Annotated in this window: 18 protein-coding genes; 5 read left to right on the forward strand and 13 right to left on the reverse strand. The window is 38.5% G+C overall.

Translation table 11 applies throughout. The features are described from left to right. Positions 1 to 34: 34 nt before the first annotated feature. Positions 35 to 1,153 (reverse strand): D-TA family PLP-dependent enzyme, encoded by a 1,119-nt coding sequence (locus BK580_RS20695; protein WP_078382165.1) that lies wholly within the window; start codon positions 1,151 to 1,153, stop codon positions 35 to 37. Between the two features lie 208 nt (positions 1,154 to 1,361). Here BK580_RS20695 and hpaB point away from each other — a divergent pair, with 208 nt between their 5' ends. The 3 genes from hpaB (at position 1,362) to BK580_RS20710 (ending at position 4,195) form a co-directional block, all read left to right on the forward strand. Continuing rightward, positions 1,362 to 2,801 (forward strand): 4-hydroxyphenylacetate 3-monooxygenase, oxygenase component, encoded by a 1,440-nt coding sequence (gene hpaB / locus BK580_RS20700; RefSeq protein WP_078382166.1) that lies wholly within the window; start codon positions 1,362 to 1,364, stop codon positions 2,799 to 2,801. A gap of 106 nt (positions 2,802 to 2,907) precedes the next feature. Further along, on the forward strand, positions 2,908 to 3,855 hold the full coding sequence (locus BK580_RS20705; protein WP_078382167.1) for a glycerophosphodiester phosphodiesterase family protein: 948 nt from the start codon (positions 2,908 to 2,910) through the stop codon (positions 3,853 to 3,855). A gap of 142 nt (positions 3,856 to 3,997) precedes the next feature. After that, entirely contained in the window at positions 3,998 to 4,195 is a 198-nt protein-coding gene (locus tag BK580_RS20710; protein WP_078382168.1) for a YwbE family protein, read from the forward strand. A gap of 55 nt (positions 4,196 to 4,250) precedes the next feature. Here the strand turns inward: BK580_RS20710 and BK580_RS20715 are convergent, their stop codons facing one another. The 5 genes from BK580_RS20715 to BK580_RS20735 all read right to left on the reverse strand — a co-directional run bounded on the left by BK580_RS20715 (position 4,251) and on the right by BK580_RS20735 (position 9,803). Further along, entirely contained in the window at positions 4,251 to 5,459 is a 1,209-nt protein-coding gene (locus BK580_RS20715) for an MFS transporter (protein ID WP_078382169.1), read from the reverse strand. A gap of 170 nt (positions 5,460 to 5,629) precedes the next feature. After that, entirely contained in the window at positions 5,630 to 7,015 is a 1,386-nt protein-coding gene (locus tag BK580_RS20720; protein WP_235864085.1) for an aldehyde dehydrogenase, read from the reverse strand. 200 nt (positions 7,016 to 7,215) lie between these two features. After that, positions 7,216 to 8,004: an endonuclease/exonuclease/phosphatase family protein gene (locus BK580_RS20725; RefSeq protein ID WP_078382171.1), complete on the reverse strand. Its 789-nt coding sequence runs from the start codon at positions 8,002 to 8,004 to the stop codon at positions 7,216 to 7,218. Between the two features lie 28 nt (positions 8,005 to 8,032). Next, complete coding sequence (locus BK580_RS20730; protein WP_078382172.1) at positions 8,033 to 8,263, reverse strand: excisionase family DNA-binding protein; 231 nt, start codon at positions 8,261 to 8,263, stop codon at positions 8,033 to 8,035. 16 nt (positions 8,264 to 8,279) lie between these two features. Then, positions 8,280 to 9,803, reverse strand: a complete 1,524-nt coding sequence (locus BK580_RS20735) for a two-component system sensor histidine kinase NtrB (RefSeq protein ID WP_169865186.1) — start codon at positions 9,801 to 9,803, stop codon at positions 8,280 to 8,282. A gap of 511 nt (positions 9,804 to 10,314) precedes the next feature. On the opposite strand from BK580_RS20735, the gene BK580_RS20740 reads away from it, so the two are divergent. Beyond that, positions 10,315 to 11,751 carry a carbon starvation CstA family protein gene (locus tag BK580_RS20740; RefSeq protein WP_078382174.1) on the forward strand — a complete coding sequence of 479 codons (1,437 nt, stop codon included), beginning with the start codon at positions 10,315 to 10,317 and terminating at the stop codon, positions 11,749 to 11,751. A gap of 384 nt (positions 11,752 to 12,135) precedes the next feature. Here BK580_RS20740 and BK580_RS20745 read toward each other — a convergent pair whose 3' ends face one another. From BK580_RS20745 to pssA, 3 genes are all read right to left on the reverse strand, one after another. After that, positions 12,136 to 13,827: an acyl-CoA dehydrogenase family protein gene (locus tag BK580_RS20745; protein ID WP_139364943.1), complete on the reverse strand. Its 1,692-nt coding sequence runs from the start codon at positions 13,825 to 13,827 to the stop codon at positions 12,136 to 12,138. After that, positions 13,820 to 14,209 carry a MerR family transcriptional regulator gene (locus BK580_RS20750; RefSeq protein ID WP_078382176.1) on the reverse strand — a complete coding sequence of 130 codons (390 nt, stop codon included), beginning with the start codon at positions 14,207 to 14,209 and terminating at the stop codon, positions 13,820 to 13,822. The genes BK580_RS20745 and BK580_RS20750 overlap by 8 nt, the downstream gene beginning before the upstream one ends. Before the next feature lie 141 nt (positions 14,210 to 14,350). Further along, positions 14,351 to 15,058, reverse strand: coding sequence for a CDP-diacylglycerol--serine O-phosphatidyltransferase (gene pssA, locus BK580_RS20755; protein WP_211279054.1), 708 nt, complete (start codon positions 15,056 to 15,058; stop codon positions 14,351 to 14,353). 355 nt (positions 15,059 to 15,413) lie between these two features. Here pssA and BK580_RS20760 point away from each other — a divergent pair, with 355 nt between their 5' ends. Next, positions 15,414 to 15,827 (forward strand): SET domain-containing protein, encoded by a 414-nt coding sequence (locus BK580_RS20760; protein WP_078382177.1) that lies wholly within the window; start codon positions 15,414 to 15,416, stop codon positions 15,825 to 15,827. Positions 15,828 to 15,908: 81 nt separating this feature from the next. Here the strand turns inward: BK580_RS20760 and BK580_RS20765 are convergent, their stop codons facing one another. The 4 genes from BK580_RS20765 to BK580_RS20780 form a co-directional block, all read right to left on the reverse strand. After that, entirely contained in the window at positions 15,909 to 16,919 is a 1,011-nt protein-coding gene (locus tag BK580_RS20765; protein ID WP_078382178.1) for a Gfo/Idh/MocA family protein, read from the reverse strand. 127 nt (positions 16,920 to 17,046) lie between these two features. Next, positions 17,047 to 17,694, reverse strand: a complete 648-nt coding sequence (locus BK580_RS20770; RefSeq protein ID WP_078382179.1) for a hypothetical protein — start codon at positions 17,692 to 17,694, stop codon at positions 17,047 to 17,049. A 147-nt stretch (positions 17,695 to 17,841) separates the two neighbouring features. Continuing rightward, the gene (odhB, locus tag BK580_RS20775) at positions 17,842 to 19,101 is read right to left on the reverse strand and encodes a 2-oxoglutarate dehydrogenase complex dihydrolipoyllysine-residue succinyltransferase (protein WP_078382180.1); all 1,260 of its coding nucleotides are present in this window, start codon (positions 19,099 to 19,101) and stop codon (positions 17,842 to 17,844) included. Further along, on the reverse strand, positions 19,098 to 21,974 hold the full coding sequence (locus BK580_RS20780) for a 2-oxoglutarate dehydrogenase E1 component (RefSeq protein WP_078382181.1): 2,877 nt from the start codon (positions 21,972 to 21,974) through the stop codon (positions 19,098 to 19,100). Before BK580_RS20780 ends, odhB begins: the two co-directional genes overlap by 4 nt. Positions 21,975 to 22,247: the final 273 nt, after the last annotated feature.

Genomic DNA, 22,247 nt, shown 5'->3' on the forward strand with positions numbered 1-22,247 from the left:
TCAAACAGTTTTCACTCTAAGTTTCCTGTTTATTTTATTTCAATTTTCCTCTCGCATCTACCTTCCAGCTATCCACTACTCGTTCTTGCTCACAAACAGTATATTTTTCAAATTGATTCGCTACTGTACACGCATGATTTGGGATAATCCGGACCTTATCATTTAGTTTTAAGTTTGGTTTTTCTTTAAATACTACAACCCCATGCTCCTCCGAGAGTCGCTCTATTGTTAACTCCGGATGGCCTACGATATAACCATAACCTTTTACTGAATCTAATCCATGTGCCCCTTTATCTAGACAAAGCGTTTTACTTCCGGAATCTAATACGATTCTATCCTCGTAAACTCCTGCTACTGAGGCTAAAATAGTAAGTGCACACGTTTCATGGTCGGTGACTCCTAGTCCTACTTGAATGGCATCATAAAAGACTGCGTTGCCAGGACGAACTTCGGTTATTCCTTCTATTTTTCCAGCGATTTCGAACGTTGGTGTGGATCCGACACTTCTAACTTTTATCGGTATTCCAGCTTTTTCACATTCATCCGCACTGTCAATTACCGCTTTCGCCTCAGCTATACTAATCTCCTTAATCACTTCTTTGGAGGAAGCACCGTATGCATGACCTGCATGTGTGAAAATTCCTCCGACTCTAAGTTTTGATAAAAATAGAATAGCTTGAGCTAGCTTCAACGCGGCTTTTCCCGGCTCCACTCCACATCTGTTCAGCCCACAATTCACTTTGATCCATACCTCCAAAGAGTGGGGCGTATGTTCTAAACCTTTTTGTAAAAGCTTCAATTGTTCGAGACTATCCACGGCGACTTTAAGGTCGACTCCTCTGTTCAACAACCCAACGATCCGTTCGATTTTTTGCGGACTGGATATCGGATAAGCAATGAGGATATCTTGAATACCTGCACTTGCCATTACTTCTGCCTCTTCTATTTTCGCAGTGGTAATCCCTATTGCACCGCTTTCTAGCTGTAACTTGGCAATTTTTATGGATTTATGTGTTTTAATATGCGGACGCAATTGTAAGTGGTTTTCCTTGGCAAACGAACTCACTCTTTTGATATTAGCATTTAATTTGTCTAAATCTAAAAGCAGGGATGGTGTGTCTAATTGTTTAATAGATGAATGAATTTCGCTCATCGAATTCCCCTTTCTATATGTAATAAGCTTTACCCTATTATATTGTTCTTGCCTTCACTATAACATGCTGGACGTTTTGTTGAATTTTATTTTAATCCTGTGGCTTCGAAAACACTGTTACAGAGCCCCTTTTCCACTCTAATTGGAAATTGGACAAAGTAGTACGCATACATTGTATATAGGTAAAATGGGGCAAGGAGTGACTAGAATGGCTGCTAGTACTGGGCAAGAATATATCAATCGTATCAATAGACTACAAGCGAATGTATGGCATAATGGCGAACAGGTAAAAGGTAAGATTTCAGAGCACCCTGCATTTGCTGGTGTGATGAAAAGTCAGGCGGCTTTATATGACCTGCAGCATGAGGAAAACCTTAAGGACATTATGACGTATGTGTCCGATACAACAGGTATGCGGGTCGGAACTTCTTTTTTACGACCTACTACAAAAGAGGATTTAGAAAAACGCAGAAAAATGATTCAAGTCTGGGCAAAGTATTCACATGGTATGATGGGGCGCTCCCCTGACTATAAAAATACTAATATCATGGCATTAGCCGCGTCAGCTGATATTTTGGCAGAACAAGGCACACAATTTCCAGAGAATCTTCGAAGGTTTTATGAGTTTGCAAGAGAAAAGGATCTTTCTTTTACCCATACCTTTATCTCTCCTCAAGTTAACCGCTCTTCTACGCACTATGAATCTGATGATAATATTGTTGCTGCAAGGATTGTTGATAAGACGCCTGATGGAATCGTGATTAAAGGCGCGCGGCTTCTAGCAACTCAAGGTGGAATAACAGATGAAATCATTGTGTCGTCTTCAGGCTTGAAAATGTTTGAGGAGCCTTTTGCTTATGCATTTAGTATTCCTAGTAATACAGAAGGGTTAAAGTTTATCTGCAGGGAGTCTTTTGCCTATGATTCTTCTACATTTAACCATCCTCTTGGTTCACGCTTTGAAGAAATGGATTCCGTGATGGTGTTTGATGATGTATTAGTTCCTTGGGACCGAGTATTTGTTGTGGAGAATGTAGAGGTAGCCAATAATCTGTATTCACAAAGTAGTTTCAAGCCTCTAGTTCTACATCAAGTTGTATCGAGGCAAATTGTGAAAGCGGAATTTATTCTCGGAGTTGCTCAGCTGTTAGTGAATTCCATTGCAATCGGAGAATACCCACATGTGAAAGAGAAAATATGTGAAATCATTATTGCGTTAGAAAATCATAAAGCACTATTGCTCGCTTCTGAAATGGGCGCAAAACTTGATAAATGGGGAACAATGGTACCAGATCTTGCTCCACTTTCTGTTGCTGTTGTACAATTTCCCAAAGTGTATCCGAGATTTACAGAGATTCTTCAACTTCTGGGGGCTAGTGGCTTGGTCACGATCCCAACCGAAGCAGATCTACAATCGCCACTCAAAGGCGATTTAGATCAGTATCTTCAAGCGGCGAACGCGGATGCGGAATCTCGTATCAAACTATTCAGGCTTGCCTGGGACATCAGCATGAGCGCCTTTGGTTCTAGGCAAACACTCTACGAACGCTTCTTCTTCGGCTGCCCAAACCGTCTCAACCAAGCACTCTACTTCGAATACAATCGCCACCATCTAGTAGAAGACGTGAAAAAACAGTTTGGGATATAGTGGAAAACAGTGCCAGACACCGTTTTCCAACTATATACTTTCTATTCAGATTATTCTATAATATATGGTAGAATAATCTGATTTTCTATAGAGAGGACTAAGTAGGATGGCTGAGATTAAGGTTCCTTTAAAGAAGAAGAGTCGTTGGGGTGGGAAGGTTTTGCTGGTTTTTGGAGGCTTGGTATCTATTTTGATTTCCCTCTGTTTGGTATTTACGTTTTCTCCTATTAGCAGATTGGATAAAAAACCATTTTATGAAAACGATCGGCCTTTAGTTATTGCCCATCAAGGTGGAGAGCTACTAGCACCTTCCAATACAATGGTCGCCTTCAAACAAGCTGCTGAAATGGGCGTCGATGTCATTGAAACAGATATACATATTACAAAGGATGGGCATTTAGTCGCAATTCATGATGCAACGGTGGATCGTACCACTGATGGAACAGGCGCAGTTGCTGATCTTACGTTAGAAGAAATTCAAGCTTTAGACGCAGGGTTTCACTTTCAAGACTTAGAAAGGAATTTTAGCTATCGAGGACAAGGGGTCTACATTCCAACCGTGGAGGAAATATTTCAAGAGTTTGGAAACATGCGTATTGAAATCGAGATTAAAGACAGTAATCCTCCAGAACAATATGAAGAAATGGCTCAAAAGCTTTGGGAGTTAACGAAGCAGTATAAGATGGAGGATAAACTATTAGTTGCTGCCTTTGATCAGGAAATCATTAGAACCTTTGATCGTTACGCAAACGACCGCGTCGCCATAGCAGGTGGTAGACAGGAGATTAAGAAATATATGATACTCCATAAGCTTTTTGTTAGAAATCTCTACTACCCTGAAGTTGATTCATTTCAAATTCCTTTAAAAGAAAGCATTTTTGATTTAACGAATAAACGATTTATCCAAGACGCTCAGCGGCGTGGAATACAAATTCACTACTGGACTATCGATGACAAAGAAACAATGCGCACTCTTATCGAAAAAGGTGCTGACGGCATTATCACCAATCGTCCTGATTTAATGATGGAATTACTAGAAGAAATGGGCTATTAATAAGAAAATAAATTAAGCGCCAAAACTCAGATATAACAAAAAACAGTTTTTTCCAAACGGGACCAGACCTCATCTTCCTCGATATGTTATAATAGACAAACTTAAGGAACGATATCCCAAACGAAATGGACTGAATGATTAAATGAGTGGACAGAATAGAACAGATATTACCGTAGGGCAACATGTACAGATTGTGTTAAAGCAGGATCAGCGAAGCGGGAAGTTAACTGCAGGTGTTGTAAAGGATATCTTAACGAAATCGAGTTTTCATCCTCACGGGATTAAGGTCCGCTTGCAAGACGGACAAGTTGGACGTGTGAAGGAAATAGAAAAGGCTTGAGCACTTATGACGTTACCAAGTAACGTCCATAGGGCTCAAGCCTCTTTAAATTCTCTTATGAAGTTAATCGCTGTTTTTCTTCTATTAATAGACGTTTTTTACGACCTTCTGCAAAAGCAAATATCATCGCAAGTAAAAGAAAGAAACTAGAAATCTGGAAAAGTGTTGCTGTTTCTACAAACTGAGCAAGCACTCCAAATATTAAACCACTTAATCCAATTCCTAAGTCAATAGATGAAAAGAACATTCCATTTGCCACACCTCGTCTATTATCAGGTGTAGTAGAAAGTGTCCATGATTGTAACGTCGGAATTAAGGAACCAAACCCAACCCCAAACAGCGCTCCCGCAATGGCTAGCATTAAATTGGAATGAGCAAATGAAAGCACCCACATTCCAATAAAGGAGAGGAACATACATCCTAATACAAGCCCTTTTGGTCCTCGCTGATCAAACCACTTTCCAGCCAATGGTCGTGAAATAGAGGCCATTATTGCATTAAACAGATAGAAAAGAAAAATTTGATCGAGTCCTCTTTCTTCTCCAAAAATAACAATGAACGTTACAATTGCACCATAACCAAATGTAGCTACTAACGTAATAAAAGAAGGATACCAACTCGTTTTTTCTACCAAAGAACCTATATAAGAAAACTTTAATTGCTCTCTTTTCGTATCGCGAACCACGTCTGGTGTACGATAGCTCACAATAGCAAGAAGTCCCAAAGCAATAATACCTAATACACTAGATACATAAATTAAATTGGAAAAGCTAGTAACCTGGTATAGAAAGATTCCTAAACTAGGGGCTATAATCATCCCTAGAGTAATAGAAAGCCCATAGTAGCCCATCCCTTCCCCAAGCCGAGATTTCGGAATAACATCCACAGCAGCAGTTCCATTAACCGTAGTAGACCAGCCCCATGCTAAACCATGGACAAAACGGAACAACAGGAAAATCACAACGATTTGAGAAAGCGGATAAATGATGGTAATCATTAGTAAAGCTACTGCTCCAATTAATACTAATGGCTTCCGTGCTTTATACTCCAATAAAAATCCGATAAAAGGTCTGCTCAAAACAGCTCCTATTGAAAACAAAGCTGTTACTAAACCGATCTCCAAACCAGAGGCTCCTAGTGACTTTATATAAGGTGGCAAAGTCGGGATCAACATTTGAAACGACATGAAAACAAATAGATTTCCTACCATAAGCATAACAAAGGATTTCGTCCATAGTGGTTCCTTAACTTTTTTCTGTTTCATTTTATACACCTTCCTAGACTAGTAAAAACGAAAAATGAATCTCCACAGAAGAAGATCCATTTCAAAGAATAATACCAACTACATCATTATATTTCGTATTACTAAATATTAACACACTAGCCTAAAAAAAGGAATGTAAAAGGAACCGAATTAGCATGGTATATTTCCCCTTACTTCATAATTTTCCTTAATAGATTTACACTTTTATCAGAATATGGGGGATAAATAAAACTTAAGTTAAACTTAGTACTCTTTTTCAAGACACTTTTCTTATGAGAAAAAGTTTCAAAACTATCCTTTCCGTGATAGGAGCCAATTCCAGAAGATCCTACGCCACCAAAGGGCAGATAAGGATTAGTAAGATGGGTAACTGTGTCATTGATACACCCTCCACCATAAGAAACGTTCTGGATCACCTTACCCTCTACATCACTATTTTCCGTAAATAAATACAAAGCTAAAGGTTTGGGATTGCTGTTTATCCTTGCGATCGCTTCGTGTAACTCGTTATATTCCAGTATTGGTAAAATGGGGCCGAAAATCTCTTCTTGCATCACCTTATCTTCCCATCTAACCTCCTTCATCAACGTTGGAGCCATATAGAGCCCTTCCCGGTCAAAATCTCCACCAACCACTACCTTTTCCTCATCTAATAATGAAACTAAACGGTCCAATTGGCGCTTATTTACCACTCTTCCGTAATCTTTACTTTTTTGCGGCTCAGCTCCATAAAATTCGAAAAGGGTGGTTGTTAAGTTCTGGATGAATTTCTCCTTTACTTCACTGTGTACAAGAATATAATCAGGGGCGACACATGTTTGGCCGACATTCATAAATTTGCCCCAAACAATCCTCTTAGCCGCCACTTCCAAATTGGCGTCCTTATCTACGATACAAGGACTTTTCCCACCCAATTCCAAGGTTACTGGCACAAGATTCTCGGCCGCCGCCTTCATGACAATCTTTCCTACTTCGACACTTCCTGTAAAAAATATATAATCAAACGGAGCGTGGATAAGCGCTGATGTTTCCTCTTTTCCACCCTCCACTACACTAATATAGCGCTCCTTGAAATTCTCACTGATTATTTTTACAATCACACGTGACACATTGGGGGTAAACTCTGAAGGCTTGAGAACCACGCAATTCCCCGCTGCTAATGCTCCGATTAACGGCTCTATTACTAATTGAAAGGGGTAGTTGAACGGCCCAACAATCAACACTGTTCCATACGGTTCTGGATAAACAAAACTCTTGGAACCAACATGAACAAGTGGTGTTTTCACCTTTCTTATCTTTGCCCAGCTTTTCACATTTTTTATAAAAAAGCTTATGCTATCAAGCACATAGCCAATTTCGGATGCATAGGCCTCAAATGCTGATTTACCAAGGTCTGCTGCTAACGCCTCATTTAGTTCTTTTTCATTTTCAATAATCGCTTTCTTCAATAACTCAAGTTGTTTAATCCGAAAGGCAACATCCTTTGTTTCACCAGTCTCAAAATATTCCTTATGCACTTTTAATCTATGTACAACTGCCTCATCTAAACTAATCATATTATCCATTTCTCCTTTTCCAATAATTTTGTTTATAAAAAGGAAATTCTATCTTACTCTCCATTATATCTTCTTTTAAAGTAAAAGGCGTGGCATTACCTATTCTATGAGTAGATAGATCAATTCAGACAAGTTACTAGATGAACAAAAAAAAGCTGTCTTCACAATACGAGAATTCTCAGCTTTTTTAAGTCTTCTATTTATTTTTTCAGTTCGATGGTAGCCAAAATAGGATAATGATCGGAAGGATAGCCGCCATCAAAACTGTCTCTAATTATCGTGGTCGAGACAAATTGGACCCTATCATCGCTAAAAATATAATCAATCGGACTTCCAGTTACTCCACCTTCAAAATTATGAAAAGTAAGGGTGTTTTTCTTCTCTTCTACCGAAAACAAGTCATAACAGCTTCTCATGGAGCTCAGCACATCTAAAGGCTCGCTTTCTGGATAATCATTAAAATCCCCTGTTAACATAACTGGTAATGGCTTTTCCTCATTTTTGCTATGTATTGTATCTACTACTAGCTTCAATCCCTCTTTGCGCGCCACTTGACCCATGTGATCTAGGTGCGTATTAAAAAATCTTAGACCAGGTTCTGTTGCATCCTTTGACGTTAGCTCCACCCACGAACAGATTCGTGGACAATGAGCATCCCAGCCCATACTACCTATCAAGTCTGGAGTTTTTGATAGCATAAACGAACCCTTTTCTCCAATGGTGAAAGTCGATTTTTTTACAAAAATGGCACTAAATTCCCCTACCTCTGTAGAAGTGGTACGATTTACCGCATATATGTCATAGGTTGCTTGAAATCTATCCTCAAGCCAACGTAGCATCGGGATACTAGCTTCTTGAGTTCCAATTACATCGGGCTCATATTGGTCAATAGTTTGAGCAATCCAATGTTTCCTATCCTCCCATACAAACGGGTCAGATGGTACAATTACGCGTATATTAAAAGTCATTACTTTATAAATTGGCTTCATTTTCCCTTCCTCCTCTAACAAAGTTTCGTTAATCCTCGTCCTTTATATCAATATCTTCTGGTACTGGCTCATTTCGAATTTCTTCGACAAGCTCTTTGTATTTTTCCATTTGCTTCAAATGAGTCGTAAATTGATCCTTATTAATCAAATAATTTTCACCATCAAACAGGGCGCGAATTTTCTTTTGCTGAATAAGTGTTTCTACATACGCAGTCGTACATGATAAATATTCCGCTGTTTCTTTTATCGATAAATACACATTATCATTCCTCTCTCTAATTGTTTTTGGGTAAAGGAAGCGTAATGACAAACGTCGTACCTGCATCAGTACTCTCAAAAACCTCTATTTTCCCATCATGATTTTCAATAATCCGCTGGACAATGGTTAACCCTAAACCAGTCCCTGTCTCCTTAGACGTAGAAAAAGGATTAAAAATGGTACTCTTTATTTCCGGATGGATTCCAGAACCAGTATCTTTAATAAAAATCTGGTAGTTGTTCTTATACTGCTTGGAAAAAATAGAGATTGTCCCTTTGCCATTCATTGCTTCACTACTATTCCGAATTAAGTTATATAAGACCTGTTTCATTTGCTTTGGATCGAGCATCAACGGAACTCTTTCCAATTCTACCTTCAAGATTATCCCCTTATGAACCGAAGCGTGTTCGTTATTAAATGGAATTTCAGCAATGATATCCTCCAAAAATACCTTTTGTATGATAGGTGCACCTGGCTTAACCATTAATAGCATCTCTTCAATAATAGAGTTGATCCGATCAAACTCCTTGAGCAATAAAGGAATTTGATATTTATTTTTATCCGATTCAGTAAAGGATTGCTTCATCAATGATAAAAATCCATGAATAACGGTTAATGGATTACGAATTTCATGTGCCGCTCCTGCTGCAAGCTCGCCTAAAACAGCAAGCTTTTCTGAATGATGCATTCGCTTTTCTAATTCGTAGGTGTCAGTTATATCAATAAAATAAAAAATCCGACCGATTAATGCTTTCTCTTGATCTAACAATTCTGATTGAGAAACCAGCAAATGATGACAGGTTTCCTCTTTTTGATACCGAATCTTAACGTTTTGACAAATTTCCTTGGACTTGAGAATATCCCAGAACTGCTGGTTAGAGCGCTCTCCAAACACATGAATCCGTTCTTTAATATCATTACTTTCCATGTTTAATAGTGACATAGCAGCCGTGTTTAACGAATAATTACTAGCTTCATTATCTACTGTTATGATCCCTACTGGGAGTGAGTCGAGTATTTGTTGACGATATATTCTATCTTGAGACATTTCTTCGTATAGATTAAAGTGTTTTTTAAATGCGACAGATAATAACACGATGACAAATGTATATATAATGACTCCGAAGACTGGGTGTTCACCTAAGAGAATGGCTAATATGAAAGCCAAAACTAAAGAGATTAAGTAGTTAAGTATAGATTCTCTTCCTATTTCCTTTATTATTGGAAGTAGCTTTTCTGATAAATTCAAAGAGAAAAAACAACCAATTAATAATAAATTTATAGTGTAATAACTTACTAATGCCATAATGTATGGGACTAAACTCTCAAGATTAAAAACTCCGATGTTCCCTCCAGAGAGTAGAAACACATAATGAGCTCCACTTATCATGATCCCATACATCGAAAAATTAAAAATATGCTTCCAAAGGGCAATTTTCCGATCAAATATAGCATAAATAAAACTACTGAAAAATAATAAAATCAATGTTGTTTCAATTCCGAAAACAAAAATAGTAGCAAGATATATGGAAGAATCCAAACATAAAGAATTTCCTTTGAGTGGGAGTAGAATTGTATAATGTATCAAAAGTACTAGTGCACAAATGAGTAATAGAAATAGAGGGAAATTAACGGTTACTTGTTTCATTGTGTAATCTATCTGTAAAGCAAATACACTATAACCCAACAGTATAGTGAGCAATACAAATAAATTAAACCTATTTGTTAAAAGGGAAAATATCTTCAAAGTAAATCACTCACAAACAATTCTCTTAAGAAGTTTATTACCCTTCTTAGCTATTTCATTTTAAATTAAAACCCACTTTTAGGCAACAAGCGTTCTATAGGTAGCTTAATAATAATCAGAAAATTACACTTTATTTCCCATTTTGAATATCCCTCCATTTTACAACAAAACCCAACACTCCCTCCTATAAACCACCATTACTTTACAAGAAATTTTATATTTTTCAGAAAAATCTGTTGTTTTTGCGCTTAAACGTGTTAAAATGTTTCATAATTCTAAATTTACCCAACAGGAGGAGAGCATCATGATAACTTTTTTAGGAGCTATTGTTTTTCTTATTTTAGGCTATGTCGTATATTCTAAGGTTGTCGAACGTATTTTTGGTATTGACGATCAAAATATAACTCCTGCTTATTCAAAAAGAGATAACTTCGATTTCATCCCGATGAATTGGTGGAAAGGAAATCTAATCCAGTTATTGAATATTGCTGGTTTGGGCCCAATTTATGGGGCTATTCTCGGAGCATTATATGGACCTGTTGCGTTCTTTTGGATTGTCATTGGGACTATTTTTGCTGGAGGGGTTCATGACTATTTTTCTGGTATGTTGTCAATGCGACATAAAGGAGCTCAATTTCCATCTATCGTTGGCCATTATTTAGGCAATATCGTGAAAGCATTTATTACAGTGGTTTCCTTAATTTTAATGATTCTCGTTGCAGCTGCCTTTACAGCTGGACCAGCCCAATTAATCGCTCAGTTAACACCTATTACCTTTACGACTGCCCTAATCATTATCTTTGGATATTTTTTATTAGTTACACTGTTACCAGTCAATCGTATTATCGGAAGACTATATCCTGTATTAGGAGCAATTCTTCTTTTTATGGCTGTAGCAATTGCCATTTCCTTAATTTTCACGGATAAGCAATTACCTAATCTGACACTATCCAATTTTCATCCGCAAGAGCTGCCTATTTGGCCTTTATTGATGGTTACGATTTCATGCGGAGCTATCTCTGGATTCCACTGCACGCAAAGTCCGATTGTTGCCTGCACGATGAAAAAAGAATCCCACGGTAGGAAAATTTTCTATGGAGCAATGATTACAGAAGGTGTGATTGCACTCATTTGGGCAGCCGCTGGAATGACGTTCTATAATGGCACAAACGGTTTACAAGAAGCACTTGCTCTTGGGGGACCATCTGGAGTGGTTCATGAGATCTCAATTTCCCTACTCGGTACATTAGGTGGGATACTTGCCATTATCACGGTAATCATGCTACCAATAACAACTGGAGATACTGCACTTCGTTCTTCAAGAATGATTTTAGCGGATATTTTCTCGAAGTTCTTTACTATGAAAGGAAAGATGAAGGTCTTGCTGATGACTTTTATCGTAACAGCTCCAGCATTATACTTAGCAACGATTGATTATACCTTCTTATGGAGATATGTCGGTTGGACAAACCAACTAGTTGCTACTGTCATGCTTTGGACCGGGACAGTATATTTATTAAGGAATCAAAAATTCCATTGGATATGCGGAGTGCCCGCAATGTTTATGACTTGTGTGGTATGTACATACGTTTTCTACGCACCTGAAGGACTTAACTTAAATTATCAGCTTGCGATGATATTAGGATTCTCCTTAGCAGCCACCGTTCTTTGCTGGTATGTTTATCAAATCATTCATGCTCGTAAAGAAAGAAAGAACCTCACATCAACTCGTGCGGCATAAATAAAGACTCTAGCTTAAATAAAAAACAAGCAGAGGCTGGGACATTAATTAAATCCCCATCTCTATTTACGAACGATTTAATCTAAATGCCCTTTTAAAGTACACTTTTGATTTTTAGAGTACCTAGCTGTTGATTGGAGCACAAGGCGAAGACTCCTGCGGGAGATAGTGTTTGGTGGAGACCCCGCAGGCAAAGCCGAGGAGGCTCCACCAACGCCCTCTGGATAAGCGAAGCCTAGTGCGGAAATCAACAGCGGTTTTTAACAGAGCCAAACTAAAAAAATCCGAACTAATGCAAAACTCTACTTAGAATTTCGCATAATAGTTCGGATTTTTTCTTTAACAAATATTCTTTTGTCCCAGCCTTTTTGCTTGTTTTTCAAATTATGAAGTTACCTCTGTCTTCTCCCATCTTACAATTAAATCAAAGTACGTAAGCGTTTTGTTGTCTCGATCAATCCAGGTGAAGTCATTCCAAGTTTTTTCGATATAGATTTCTGCTTTTGCCTTTTCACGTTCATCACCGTTCACTGTTCCCTCTAATGCTACGATACTCTCAAATATCTTCACCATAAGGTTCGCTATCTTTTTTGAATGAAAGGTTTGGATTTCATTACTACTGCTTTCCACATACTCACACAACTCTAGTAGAGTAGTGATACCTCTTTCAACTGGCTCTTTCAGGGTTTGTTCATCGCTTGAAATGTTAGCTAACCTTGCATTCATTTCCTCTATAAATATTCGGTGCACCTTATACTTCTTCATTAGTCTTAGCACTTCTAACCCCAATATATTGGCAGTCCCCTCCCATACGGTAAGTACCTGTGCATCCCGTAGTAACCGTGGTGTGACAAAATCCTCAATATATCCGTTACCACCATGCATCTCAATTGCTTCATGGGTGAAATGAACGGCTTGTTCGGCTGTTTCTTTTTTCAAAAGGGCAATCAATAGTCGATTCAACACAGCATCTTTCTCAGAAATAGGTCCTACTTTTCTCATTACACGGTCAAATAACGCAATTAGTTCAAACATAGCACTTGTTTCTACTTCTTGTTTTACTGCTAATTCGACGAGCGTTGCACGAATCATTGGGAAGTTTATCAGTTGATCTCCGAATGTCTCGCGGTTAGTAGCATAGTCCCTCGCCTCGTAGTAGGCCCTTCTCATTATTCCAATCGAAGCAACGGCATTACAGACTCTCGAAAGATTCAAGGCTTCCATCATATAGTAGATACCTTTTGATGGTTCCCCAACAAGATAAGCTTTTGCTCCTTCGAAAACTACCTCTCCAGAAGGAACTGCTCTTACCCCGAGTTTATCCTTTAACCTTCTTATTTGAATTCCATTTAGGCTCCCATCTTCATGTCTCCAAGGAACGGCGAATAAGCTAAGTCCTTTTGTTCCACTTGGAGCGCCTTCCATTCTAGCCAGCACCATCGCTACGCCACACTGTCCTGCATTTGAAGCAAAATATTTCTCTCCATACAATAGGTAAGTAGCGTCATCCTGTTTGATTGCCTTTGTCTCATTTGCACCTACATCAGAGCCGCCTTGACGTTCGGTTAAGAAGGTCGCTCCTTCATATAACTCAATCTCTCCAGTAGATACGACATGTGGGAGAAATTTCGCTTTCACATCCTCATCCGCATAATGTTCCAACAGATAGGCTGTTGCCATAGTTAAGGTAACCGGACAGTAAAATCCAGGCTCTGTTTGGGATAATAAATACCCTTGAGCATAGGAGTACACGTAATTTCCTGGAGTACCTAATTCCGGAATCTCCTTATGAACATACCCCACAATTCCTCTGTTATATGTTTCTTCTACCGTCTTTTTATACCCCTCATTAACCCAAATCTCCGAAATATCTTCTCCAAGACGGTTGTATTTGATTAATTTGGGTTGTCCTTCTCGGTCGGTATGGCTGGCACGTTCGTCTATCTCTCCGGCACAACTTGCACCAAAGTCTGTCAGCTCCAGATCTGCCCACTGATAAAAGGAAGGCGTTAAATACTTTTGTAAAACATTTTGCAAATGCCTATCATCTGTAAAAAAATTTACTGTTTTACTCATCTGTTTCATCACTCCTTATCGCTTTTATTCGATTTGTGAAGTCGTCTAGTAATTCTTCCATTTCTACTTTCAGCTCCGTTAGCTCCTTAATTCTGCTATTGAGCTCTTCTACTTTTTGGGTTCCATATTGAATGGTTCGTTCTAATTGTTTTTGACCACTTCGGTCTTTATCAAATAGCACAACCATCTCTTTTATTTCTTCTAGCTCAAAACCATAACGCTTTCCTCTAACTATTAATTTCAACCTAGCATGTTCCCGCTTTGAATAAATCCGGTGATTTCCTTCCGTACGGTCTGGTTTCAGCAATCCAAGCTCCTCATAATACCGAATCGTCCTTGTAGAAACATTAAACTCCTTAGCTAACTGTGAAATAGTAAGCATCCCATTTTACCCTTCTTATTTTTGAATATTTAGATATTTAATTTTATTTTACCATTAACGTTAACGTAAAGTTCAAGCAATAAAAATAGGTGCCAGGCACCAAATGGGCAAAATCCCCAGATGGTGCTGGCACCTAAAAAATCAATCTAACTCTTTCCTGTTTTTCCCTTTTACAAAACGGTACGCTAGGTAAGCAATGTATAGTGGAATTGCGATATAGATTAGGTAAGGATATTTAACATAGGTGCCTTGATAAATGACAAATAACAAGCATCCTAGAAAAATCGTTACGATGGTTCCGTATTTTGGTAGTGGCACTTCTTTAAAACTTGGAATTCTAAGTCGACTAACCATTAAGAAACAGAGTGCAGTAAAGATCACTGTTGTCACTATTTGTGGGAGGTAGTTTCCAAATAAAGTGAGCAAGGCTAAAATCCCACCAGCTGCTGTTATAGGAACTCCCGTAAAATAATTTCCTGATGATTTCGTTGTACTAATATTAAAACGTGCTAAACGATATGCACCAAACAATGGGAATAACCCTGCAATCGCAAGCCCTAACAATCCAAATTGATAAAAATACGTGTAATAAACTAAGAAGGAAGGTGCAACACCAAATGTAACAACATCTGCAAGTGAATCGAGCTCTTTCCCTAAATTGCTATCTGCTTTAAGCATTCTAGCTAATCTTCCATCCATACTATCTAACATCATTCCGATTAATATTAAGATTGCCGCATTGCTATATTGACCATTCGCTGCGAAACCAACTGATAAAAATCCACAAAATAAATTCCCTAATGTAAACATATTAGGAATACTTTTAATCAAGCGCGTACGCATAAGCATTTGTTTTCATCACTCCGTCATCTATTTATTTCTTATGTAAGGGACAATTTCCTGATTTTTTATTACGAAAAACCTAAACCAGTTCACTCCGTTTAGGTTCACCTATAGATAATTATACCATTCAGGATTAAATAGTGAATTTTTTCTTTAAATAGTTTAAAGCTTTTAAATAGTGTTTTTAAGCCAAAATACTCCCTCTAAATTTCTTAATTTAAACTATCACAAACAGATAATGTCTAGAAATATGGTCCGTTTCATTAAAATGGTAAAACATAACCAGTTGCTTTCTTTCTTATAAAATGGCACGCTTAATAAGTTGAGAATTTTAATTTAGAGAATGGCGAAGGTGATTATAATGATCGAAGTGAAAAAATCCCAAATTAGTGATGGAGAATTTGATAGAGGGGTTTTTGCTACCCAAGATATTACAAAAGGAGTAATGTTTCATGCAGCACCCGTAATCTCCTACTTAAATGAAGAACATCAACATATTGAAAAAACAATCCTTGCCGATTATACGTTCGAATATGGAATTAATCATTCTGCCATTCTTTTAGGATACGGCATGCTTTTTAACCATTCCTATGAGCCGAATGCAAGATACGAAATCAACTTTGAGGAACACACCTTTGACTTCTATGCATACAAAGACATCAAAGCTGGTGAAGAAATCCTCATCAACTACAACGGTGACGTCGACCAAATGGACCCACTATGGTTTAACAAAGACGAAGACACAGATGAAACAGCAAGTGAAGAGGAAAAATAAGTAAAAGGGTGCCTGTCACCCTTTTACAAAAAAGACCAATTGGGGCCAGGCCCTAATTGGTCTTTTTTAACATCTAGCCCTTCACTTCACTAGTTCTTTTGTTTCTACGCGACGATTTTGATCGTGGGAGAGGCGTGCCGCTTGGTTGATTAAGGTTAGATTGTGGCCATCCTGGTGTGTGATGCTAGGTGGTTGGCCTGTGAGAATCTGATTTACCCATTGTTCCATTGGCATGGGAAGTGAGGCTGACAGTTCAGAAAGGTCTGATTGATGCCAATCATTCTCTAAAAGATTACTCTTTAAACGAATTTTATTGTCTTCTATCATGAGTGTCCCTTCTGTCCCGTACAGCTCTAACTGAAATGGACTTCCATTGGAAACAAAGCTCGTTTCCAATATTCCGAGAGCTCCTGAGGCATACTCAACAACTGCCACTGCATTGTCATCTACTTCATAATCAAACGTTTGTTTAAGTCTTGCAGTGACTGCCGTAACCTCTCCACCTAGTCTATTTGTTAAATAAATCGGATGCGCACCAAGGTCTATAAACGCTCCTCCACCACATTCCTCGAAATTAAAAAAGTGTGTCGGTAGCCAACCATGAGGCCTCTCCTCCGTTGCAACCGCACCATTATGTGCCACCCTACAACGAATTGTCGTTAGCTTACCAAGTAGTCCCTTATCTAACACTTCTTGTGCATACAAATAGTAATTAGCTGCTAAGCGGGGCAAAGAGACCATAAGCATGACTTCATTTTCTGCAACTGCCTCTAAAATGGCTTGAGAATCTGCAACCGTTAGAGCAAGTACTTTTTCAGTAAAAATATGCTTCTTACTCTTCGCTGCATTAATAATGACATCTCGATGCATAAACGTAGGTGTGTCGACAATTACTGCATCAATTTCAGGATTAGCAAAGACTTCGTCTAACTCCTTTTCAAATTTTACCCCTAACTCATTTGCCCATTCTTGTCCCCTTGTTTCATCTTCATCCCAAACATGAGTGATTTCGATATGATCATTTTCTTTTGCCTGTGCTGCATAATCTACCGCATGTACATGCCATTTACTTAATAGAGCTACTCGAATCATCTAATCTTCCTCCCCTATGTATCTAGACTTCTTAAACTACTCCTTGCAAAGTTTCCTATTTTACTACTAAAAACCTATCTCAACATCCAGTTTATCTAGATAAACTAAAAAGGCAAGCTTTAATGCTTCACCCTTTTAGTTCAACTTTAATATCTAGATCTTCTCCAACTTTCTCGTCATTCTTGTCACGAGGAGCTTCCATTATAATGCGAACCCACTCAACTTCCTCAGCTTTAGAGCTTTCAAGCACATAAAAAATCGATGCTTGTTTTTTCTCTTCTCCCTCAAAGTTACCTTCAGGTGGAGGACCAAGTTTAGGATTTGGCATTGTAATTTCTTCGCCCGTATTTGTGATGACAGTAGCTTGATACGCATCAAAAGTAATCGATTCTTGCGAATTATTTACAACTTGAATATCAAGTTGAATATATTCTAGTTCATCTACTCCGACATACTCCGCAAATTCAGGTGATAATGCACCACTAATTGTAGCAACTTGATCAAAATCAACGGTTAGGGAACCTGTTTCTACCGCTTCTACTTTGTCGTTTCTTGCATGGAATGTGAAATCTCCACCCTCTGTTGAAATAGTCTCGCCTACTGGTGTAATCCAGTCAGGATCCGTTTGATTAGTTGACCCACTTGGTCCATCTTCCTTTTTCTCATTCTGCTCTACTGGATCCTTATTTTCCGTTGCATTGTTAGTTTCGTCTGAACATGCTGACATCATTGCTGCTAATAAAGCAGTCATGGATAATGCTACTAGCTTCTTCATTTCCAGTTCCCCCTTGATTGTATCTATATCTATAAAAATGATTATACTCTATATTTTCTCCAAATTGGTAGTATTCCGACAATTTTCTACCCATTCCTTTTTTTGCATAAAAAAATACCACAGCTTCACCACTGTGGCATCTCTTTTTTATCCTTCTAGTAATAAATCTTCTGGATCCTCTAATAATTGTTTTACCTTAACCAAGAATTGAACTGCGTCTTTCCCGTCAATAATTCTGTGATCATAGGAAAGTGCTAGGTACATCATTGGTCTTACTTCTACAGTATCGTTTTTATCTACAACAACTGGACGTCTTTGGATCGTATGCATTCCAAGGATACCAACCTGTGGAGAATTTAGAATTGGTGTGGAATATAGGGAACCGAAAATCCCACCATTAGTAATGGTAAATGTTCCACCTTGTAAGTCATTTAAGGAAAGCTTATTCGTTCTAGCTTTCTCAGAAAGAGCCCCAATCTCTTTTTCTATTCCAGCAAAGCTTAAACCGTCAGCATTACGCACTACCGGTACTACTAAGCCGTCATCTGTAGAGACTGCAACTCCGATATCATAATACTTCTTAAGAAGGATTTCATCCCCTTGAATTTCAGCATTTACAAATGGGAATGATTTTAATGCTCCGATGACAGCTTTTGTGAAGAAGGACATAAATCCAAGCTTCACTCCATTCTTTTTGAAAAAGGCATCCTTACGGCGGTTACGCACGTCCATAACAGCTGTCATGTCTACTTCATTAAAAGTTGTTAACATTGCAGCGTTGTGTTGTGCTTCAACTAGTCGTTTCGCAATAGTTTGACGACGTCTAGACATTTTAATTCTTTCCACTCGGTCATCCTGTTGTACGGGAGCTTTTGCCACTGCAGCTGGTTTCGATTCTACCGACTGAGCCTTCTTCGCTTCTAGTGATTGTTTATGTGCTTCCACACCTTCTACTCTCACCCTCCCCATTGGATCACGGTAAGAAACTTCATTAAGGTCAATTCCTAATTCACGTGCTTTTTTACGAGCAGCTGGAGAAGCTACCGCTTTGCGAGAAGTAGAATTTTTGTCCACTACTGTCACTTCAGCTTTTGCTGGTTCTGCTACTTTCTCTTGTACTGGCGCTGTTGTTTCTTGCACCGGCTCTTTTGCTACTGGTGCACTTGCTGCACCAGCCTCGCCTAGCATTGCAATAACTTGGCCAACTTCGACATTGTCACCAGGTTGAAAAAGAAACTCTTGAATAACGCCACTGTGCTCACTTTTAATTTCTACGTTAACTTTATCAGTCTCTAACTCCGCAATCGTTTCGCCTTTTTCAATAGACTCGCCTTCTTTTTTCGTCCATTCTGCAATGGTTCCCTCTGTAATGGATTCCGCTAATTCAGGTACTTTAATCTCGATCATCGGTTATCTCCTCCATGCCCTATGCTAACTCCTACTTCTAATGCACTTTGTACAATTCCAGCCTGCTCTTGCTTATGAATATGTGGTTCCCCTGTTGATGGACTTGAACGTTTAGGTCGTCCGATATATTTGACAGCTAGACCCTCAGAAGCGATTTCATGTAGAGGTGCCTTTACAACCGGCCAAGCTCCCATGTTTTTCGGCTCTTCTTGCACCCAAACTATTTCCTCTAGATTTGGATATTGTGCCGCTAGCTCTTCTATTTCCTTTTTAGGGAATGGATACAACTGCTCTACTCTGGCAATGTGTAGGTTCTCCACTGCATCATTTGGTAATTCAGCTAATTTAGTTGCTAAATCAATAGATACTTTTCCAGTACATAAAATAAGTCGTGTTACTTTTGACTTTTCTTGTCCAGTGCCTTCTTGTTCTACTAATAGATTAAACTTCCCTTCGCTTAACTCCGAACTTGGAGAAACCGTTAAGGAGTGACGAAGCAAACTCTTCGGTGTCATGACAATAAGTGGTCTTGCATCCACTGTTGTTGTCAGAAGTGCCTGTCTTCTTAAAAGATGGAAATACTGAGCTGCACTCGTAACATTCGCTACAATCCAGTTATTTTCTGCAGCAGAATTTAAGAAGCGTTCCACTCTACCACTGGAGTGCTCAGGTCCTTGTCCTTCATACCCATGTGGTAATAACATAACAAGGCTTGATTTTTGACCCCATTTAGCACGTCCAGCTGCAATGAACTGATCGATAATAACTTGGGCTACGTTTACGAAATCACCGAACTGCGCTTCCCATATCACAAGTGATTCTGGTGATTGAACGCTATAACCATAGTCAAACCCAAGTACAGCAGTCTCTGATAAAGGACTGTTGTAAAGCGAGAATGATGCTCGAGCTTCAGGAAGATTATGAAGGGCTACGAATCGTTCACTCGTTTTATTATCATGCAAAACAAGATGACGATGTGCAAATGTTCCACGTTCACTGTCTTGCCCAGTGAGTCGAATCGGCGTTCCATCAGCTAAAATGGAAGCAAAAGCAAGCGTTTCTGCTAAGGACCAATCGACCTTATTCTCTTTCGCTAACAAGCTTTCTCTTTTCTTTAAAATTCGTCCTAATTTCGGATAAACATTAAAGGTTTCTGGCCATTTTACCAGATTGCTATTTATCGCTTGTAACAGATCTTTGGAAACAGCAGTATCCATCTCTGGAACCTGCTCAATAATTTCATTTGGAACATATTTCACGATTTCTTCTTTATTTTCATTTTCTCGTAATTTATCAAAGATTGCTTGGAATTTATTCATCATTTCTGTCTTGTTGTTAACTACATCATTCTCTGAGATCAAACCTCGAGATACCAATTCTTTTGCATATTTCTCTGCAATTGTTGGATGGTTATTAATCTTCTCATATAAGAAAGGTTGCGTAACATTCGGATCATCCATTTCATTATGTCCAAAACGTCGATATCCCACTAAATCAATCACAATATCCTTTTTGAATCTATTACGATACTGATAAGCAAAATACATCACAGCAATACAACTCTCTGGATCATCTGCATTGACATGAATAATCGGAATTTCATACCCTTTTGCAAGATCACTTGCATATTTGGTTGAACGAGAATCTCCATAGTTTGTTGTGAAGCCAAGTAAGTTATTCGCAATAATATGAATCGTACCACCGGTCGCATAGCCCTTAAGCTTCGTTAAGTTCAACGTCTCTGCTACGACACCTTCTCCAGGAAAAGCAGCATCTCCATGAATTAGAACACTAAAGGAAGACTTTTTATCTTGCTTTGGATACCCTTTTTCAGAGCGGTCCTCTTGTGACGCGCGTGCAATCCCTTGAACTACTGGGTTAACGAACTCTAAATGACTCGGATTATGAGCAAGATTAATTCGAATGAATTGCTCCTTTTCTCCTTCAATTCTACGATCTGCACCCATATGATACTTTACATCACCGGACCAACCAAAGTTGATTCCGCGTGAACCTTCTGATGGAACAAGTTCCTTATTTGGTGAATGATGAAACTCAGAAAAAATTAACTCGTAAGGTTTTCCAAGTACGTGTGCAAGCACATTTAAGCGACCTCGATGTGCCATTCCGATACTAATATTTTCTGTCCCATCCTCAAAACCAGATTGAACAAGTTTGTCGAGCATTGGTACTAACATATCCAAACCTTCAATAGAAAAACGTTTCTGTCCTACAAAGGTTTTGTGCAAAAACTTCTCAAAACCATCTACATGTAGCAAGCGTTCGTATAACTCGATACGCTGTTCCTTAGAGATTGGTCCTTGTATCCTATTTTTCTCAATGTAATCATTTAACCAAGTTTGTTCCTCTTCATCATGAATGTGACCAAATTCATAAGCAATCGTGTGCGTATAAATACGTTTTAGATGCTCGTAAGCTTCCCAACCATTCGAAATCGCTTCTGGTGCACTTTCCCAAATTAGGTCAACCGGAATTTGTAACAGATCCTCTTTACTAAGTCCATATGTCTCAATATCGAGAAATCCGACATTATCTTGTTCTTCATATTGAATCGGGCTTATATTTGCAGCCAAATGGCCTAGTGTACGAATGTTTCTTAAAAGTTTAGTTGCTGAAATAACCTTTTTAATTGCTGTTGGTGGAACAGTAGATGTTTGCTCTTCTTTTGCTTGAATTTGAAGCGTCTGCTTTTGCTCCATTTCTGGTGGAGGACCCATCTCTTCAAACAATATTCGAATCGTATCATCCACAGACTCTGGATCTTGCTTATATTTATCGTATACTTCGTAGATATAACCCATATTAGGACCATAAAAGCGCTCCCAAATATGTTCTCGTTCTTGGTTACTCATCAGTCATGCCTCCATTACTATTGCCTACTACAGCTATCTAATATATCAGAATAATAACTATATATACTATATTACATCATAAATGAAAGTTATTAAACCGTTTACATTCCATTACCCTAAAAAAAGATTTTTAACAGGGAAAAATCTTTAAAATTCCGCTCTCGAATATCGAATTTTGTCGAACTTCGTCACAGGTTTTCTATCTAATTAAGTGAATTTTATAACAATAAACTATAGGCTCTGTTAAATACCTCCATCGGGAGTATTTCAACT

The organism is Sutcliffiella halmapala (assembly GCF_002019665.1).
Taxonomy (GTDB): Bacteria; Bacillota; Bacilli; order Bacillales; family Bacillaceae_I; genus Sutcliffiella_A; species Sutcliffiella_A halmapala.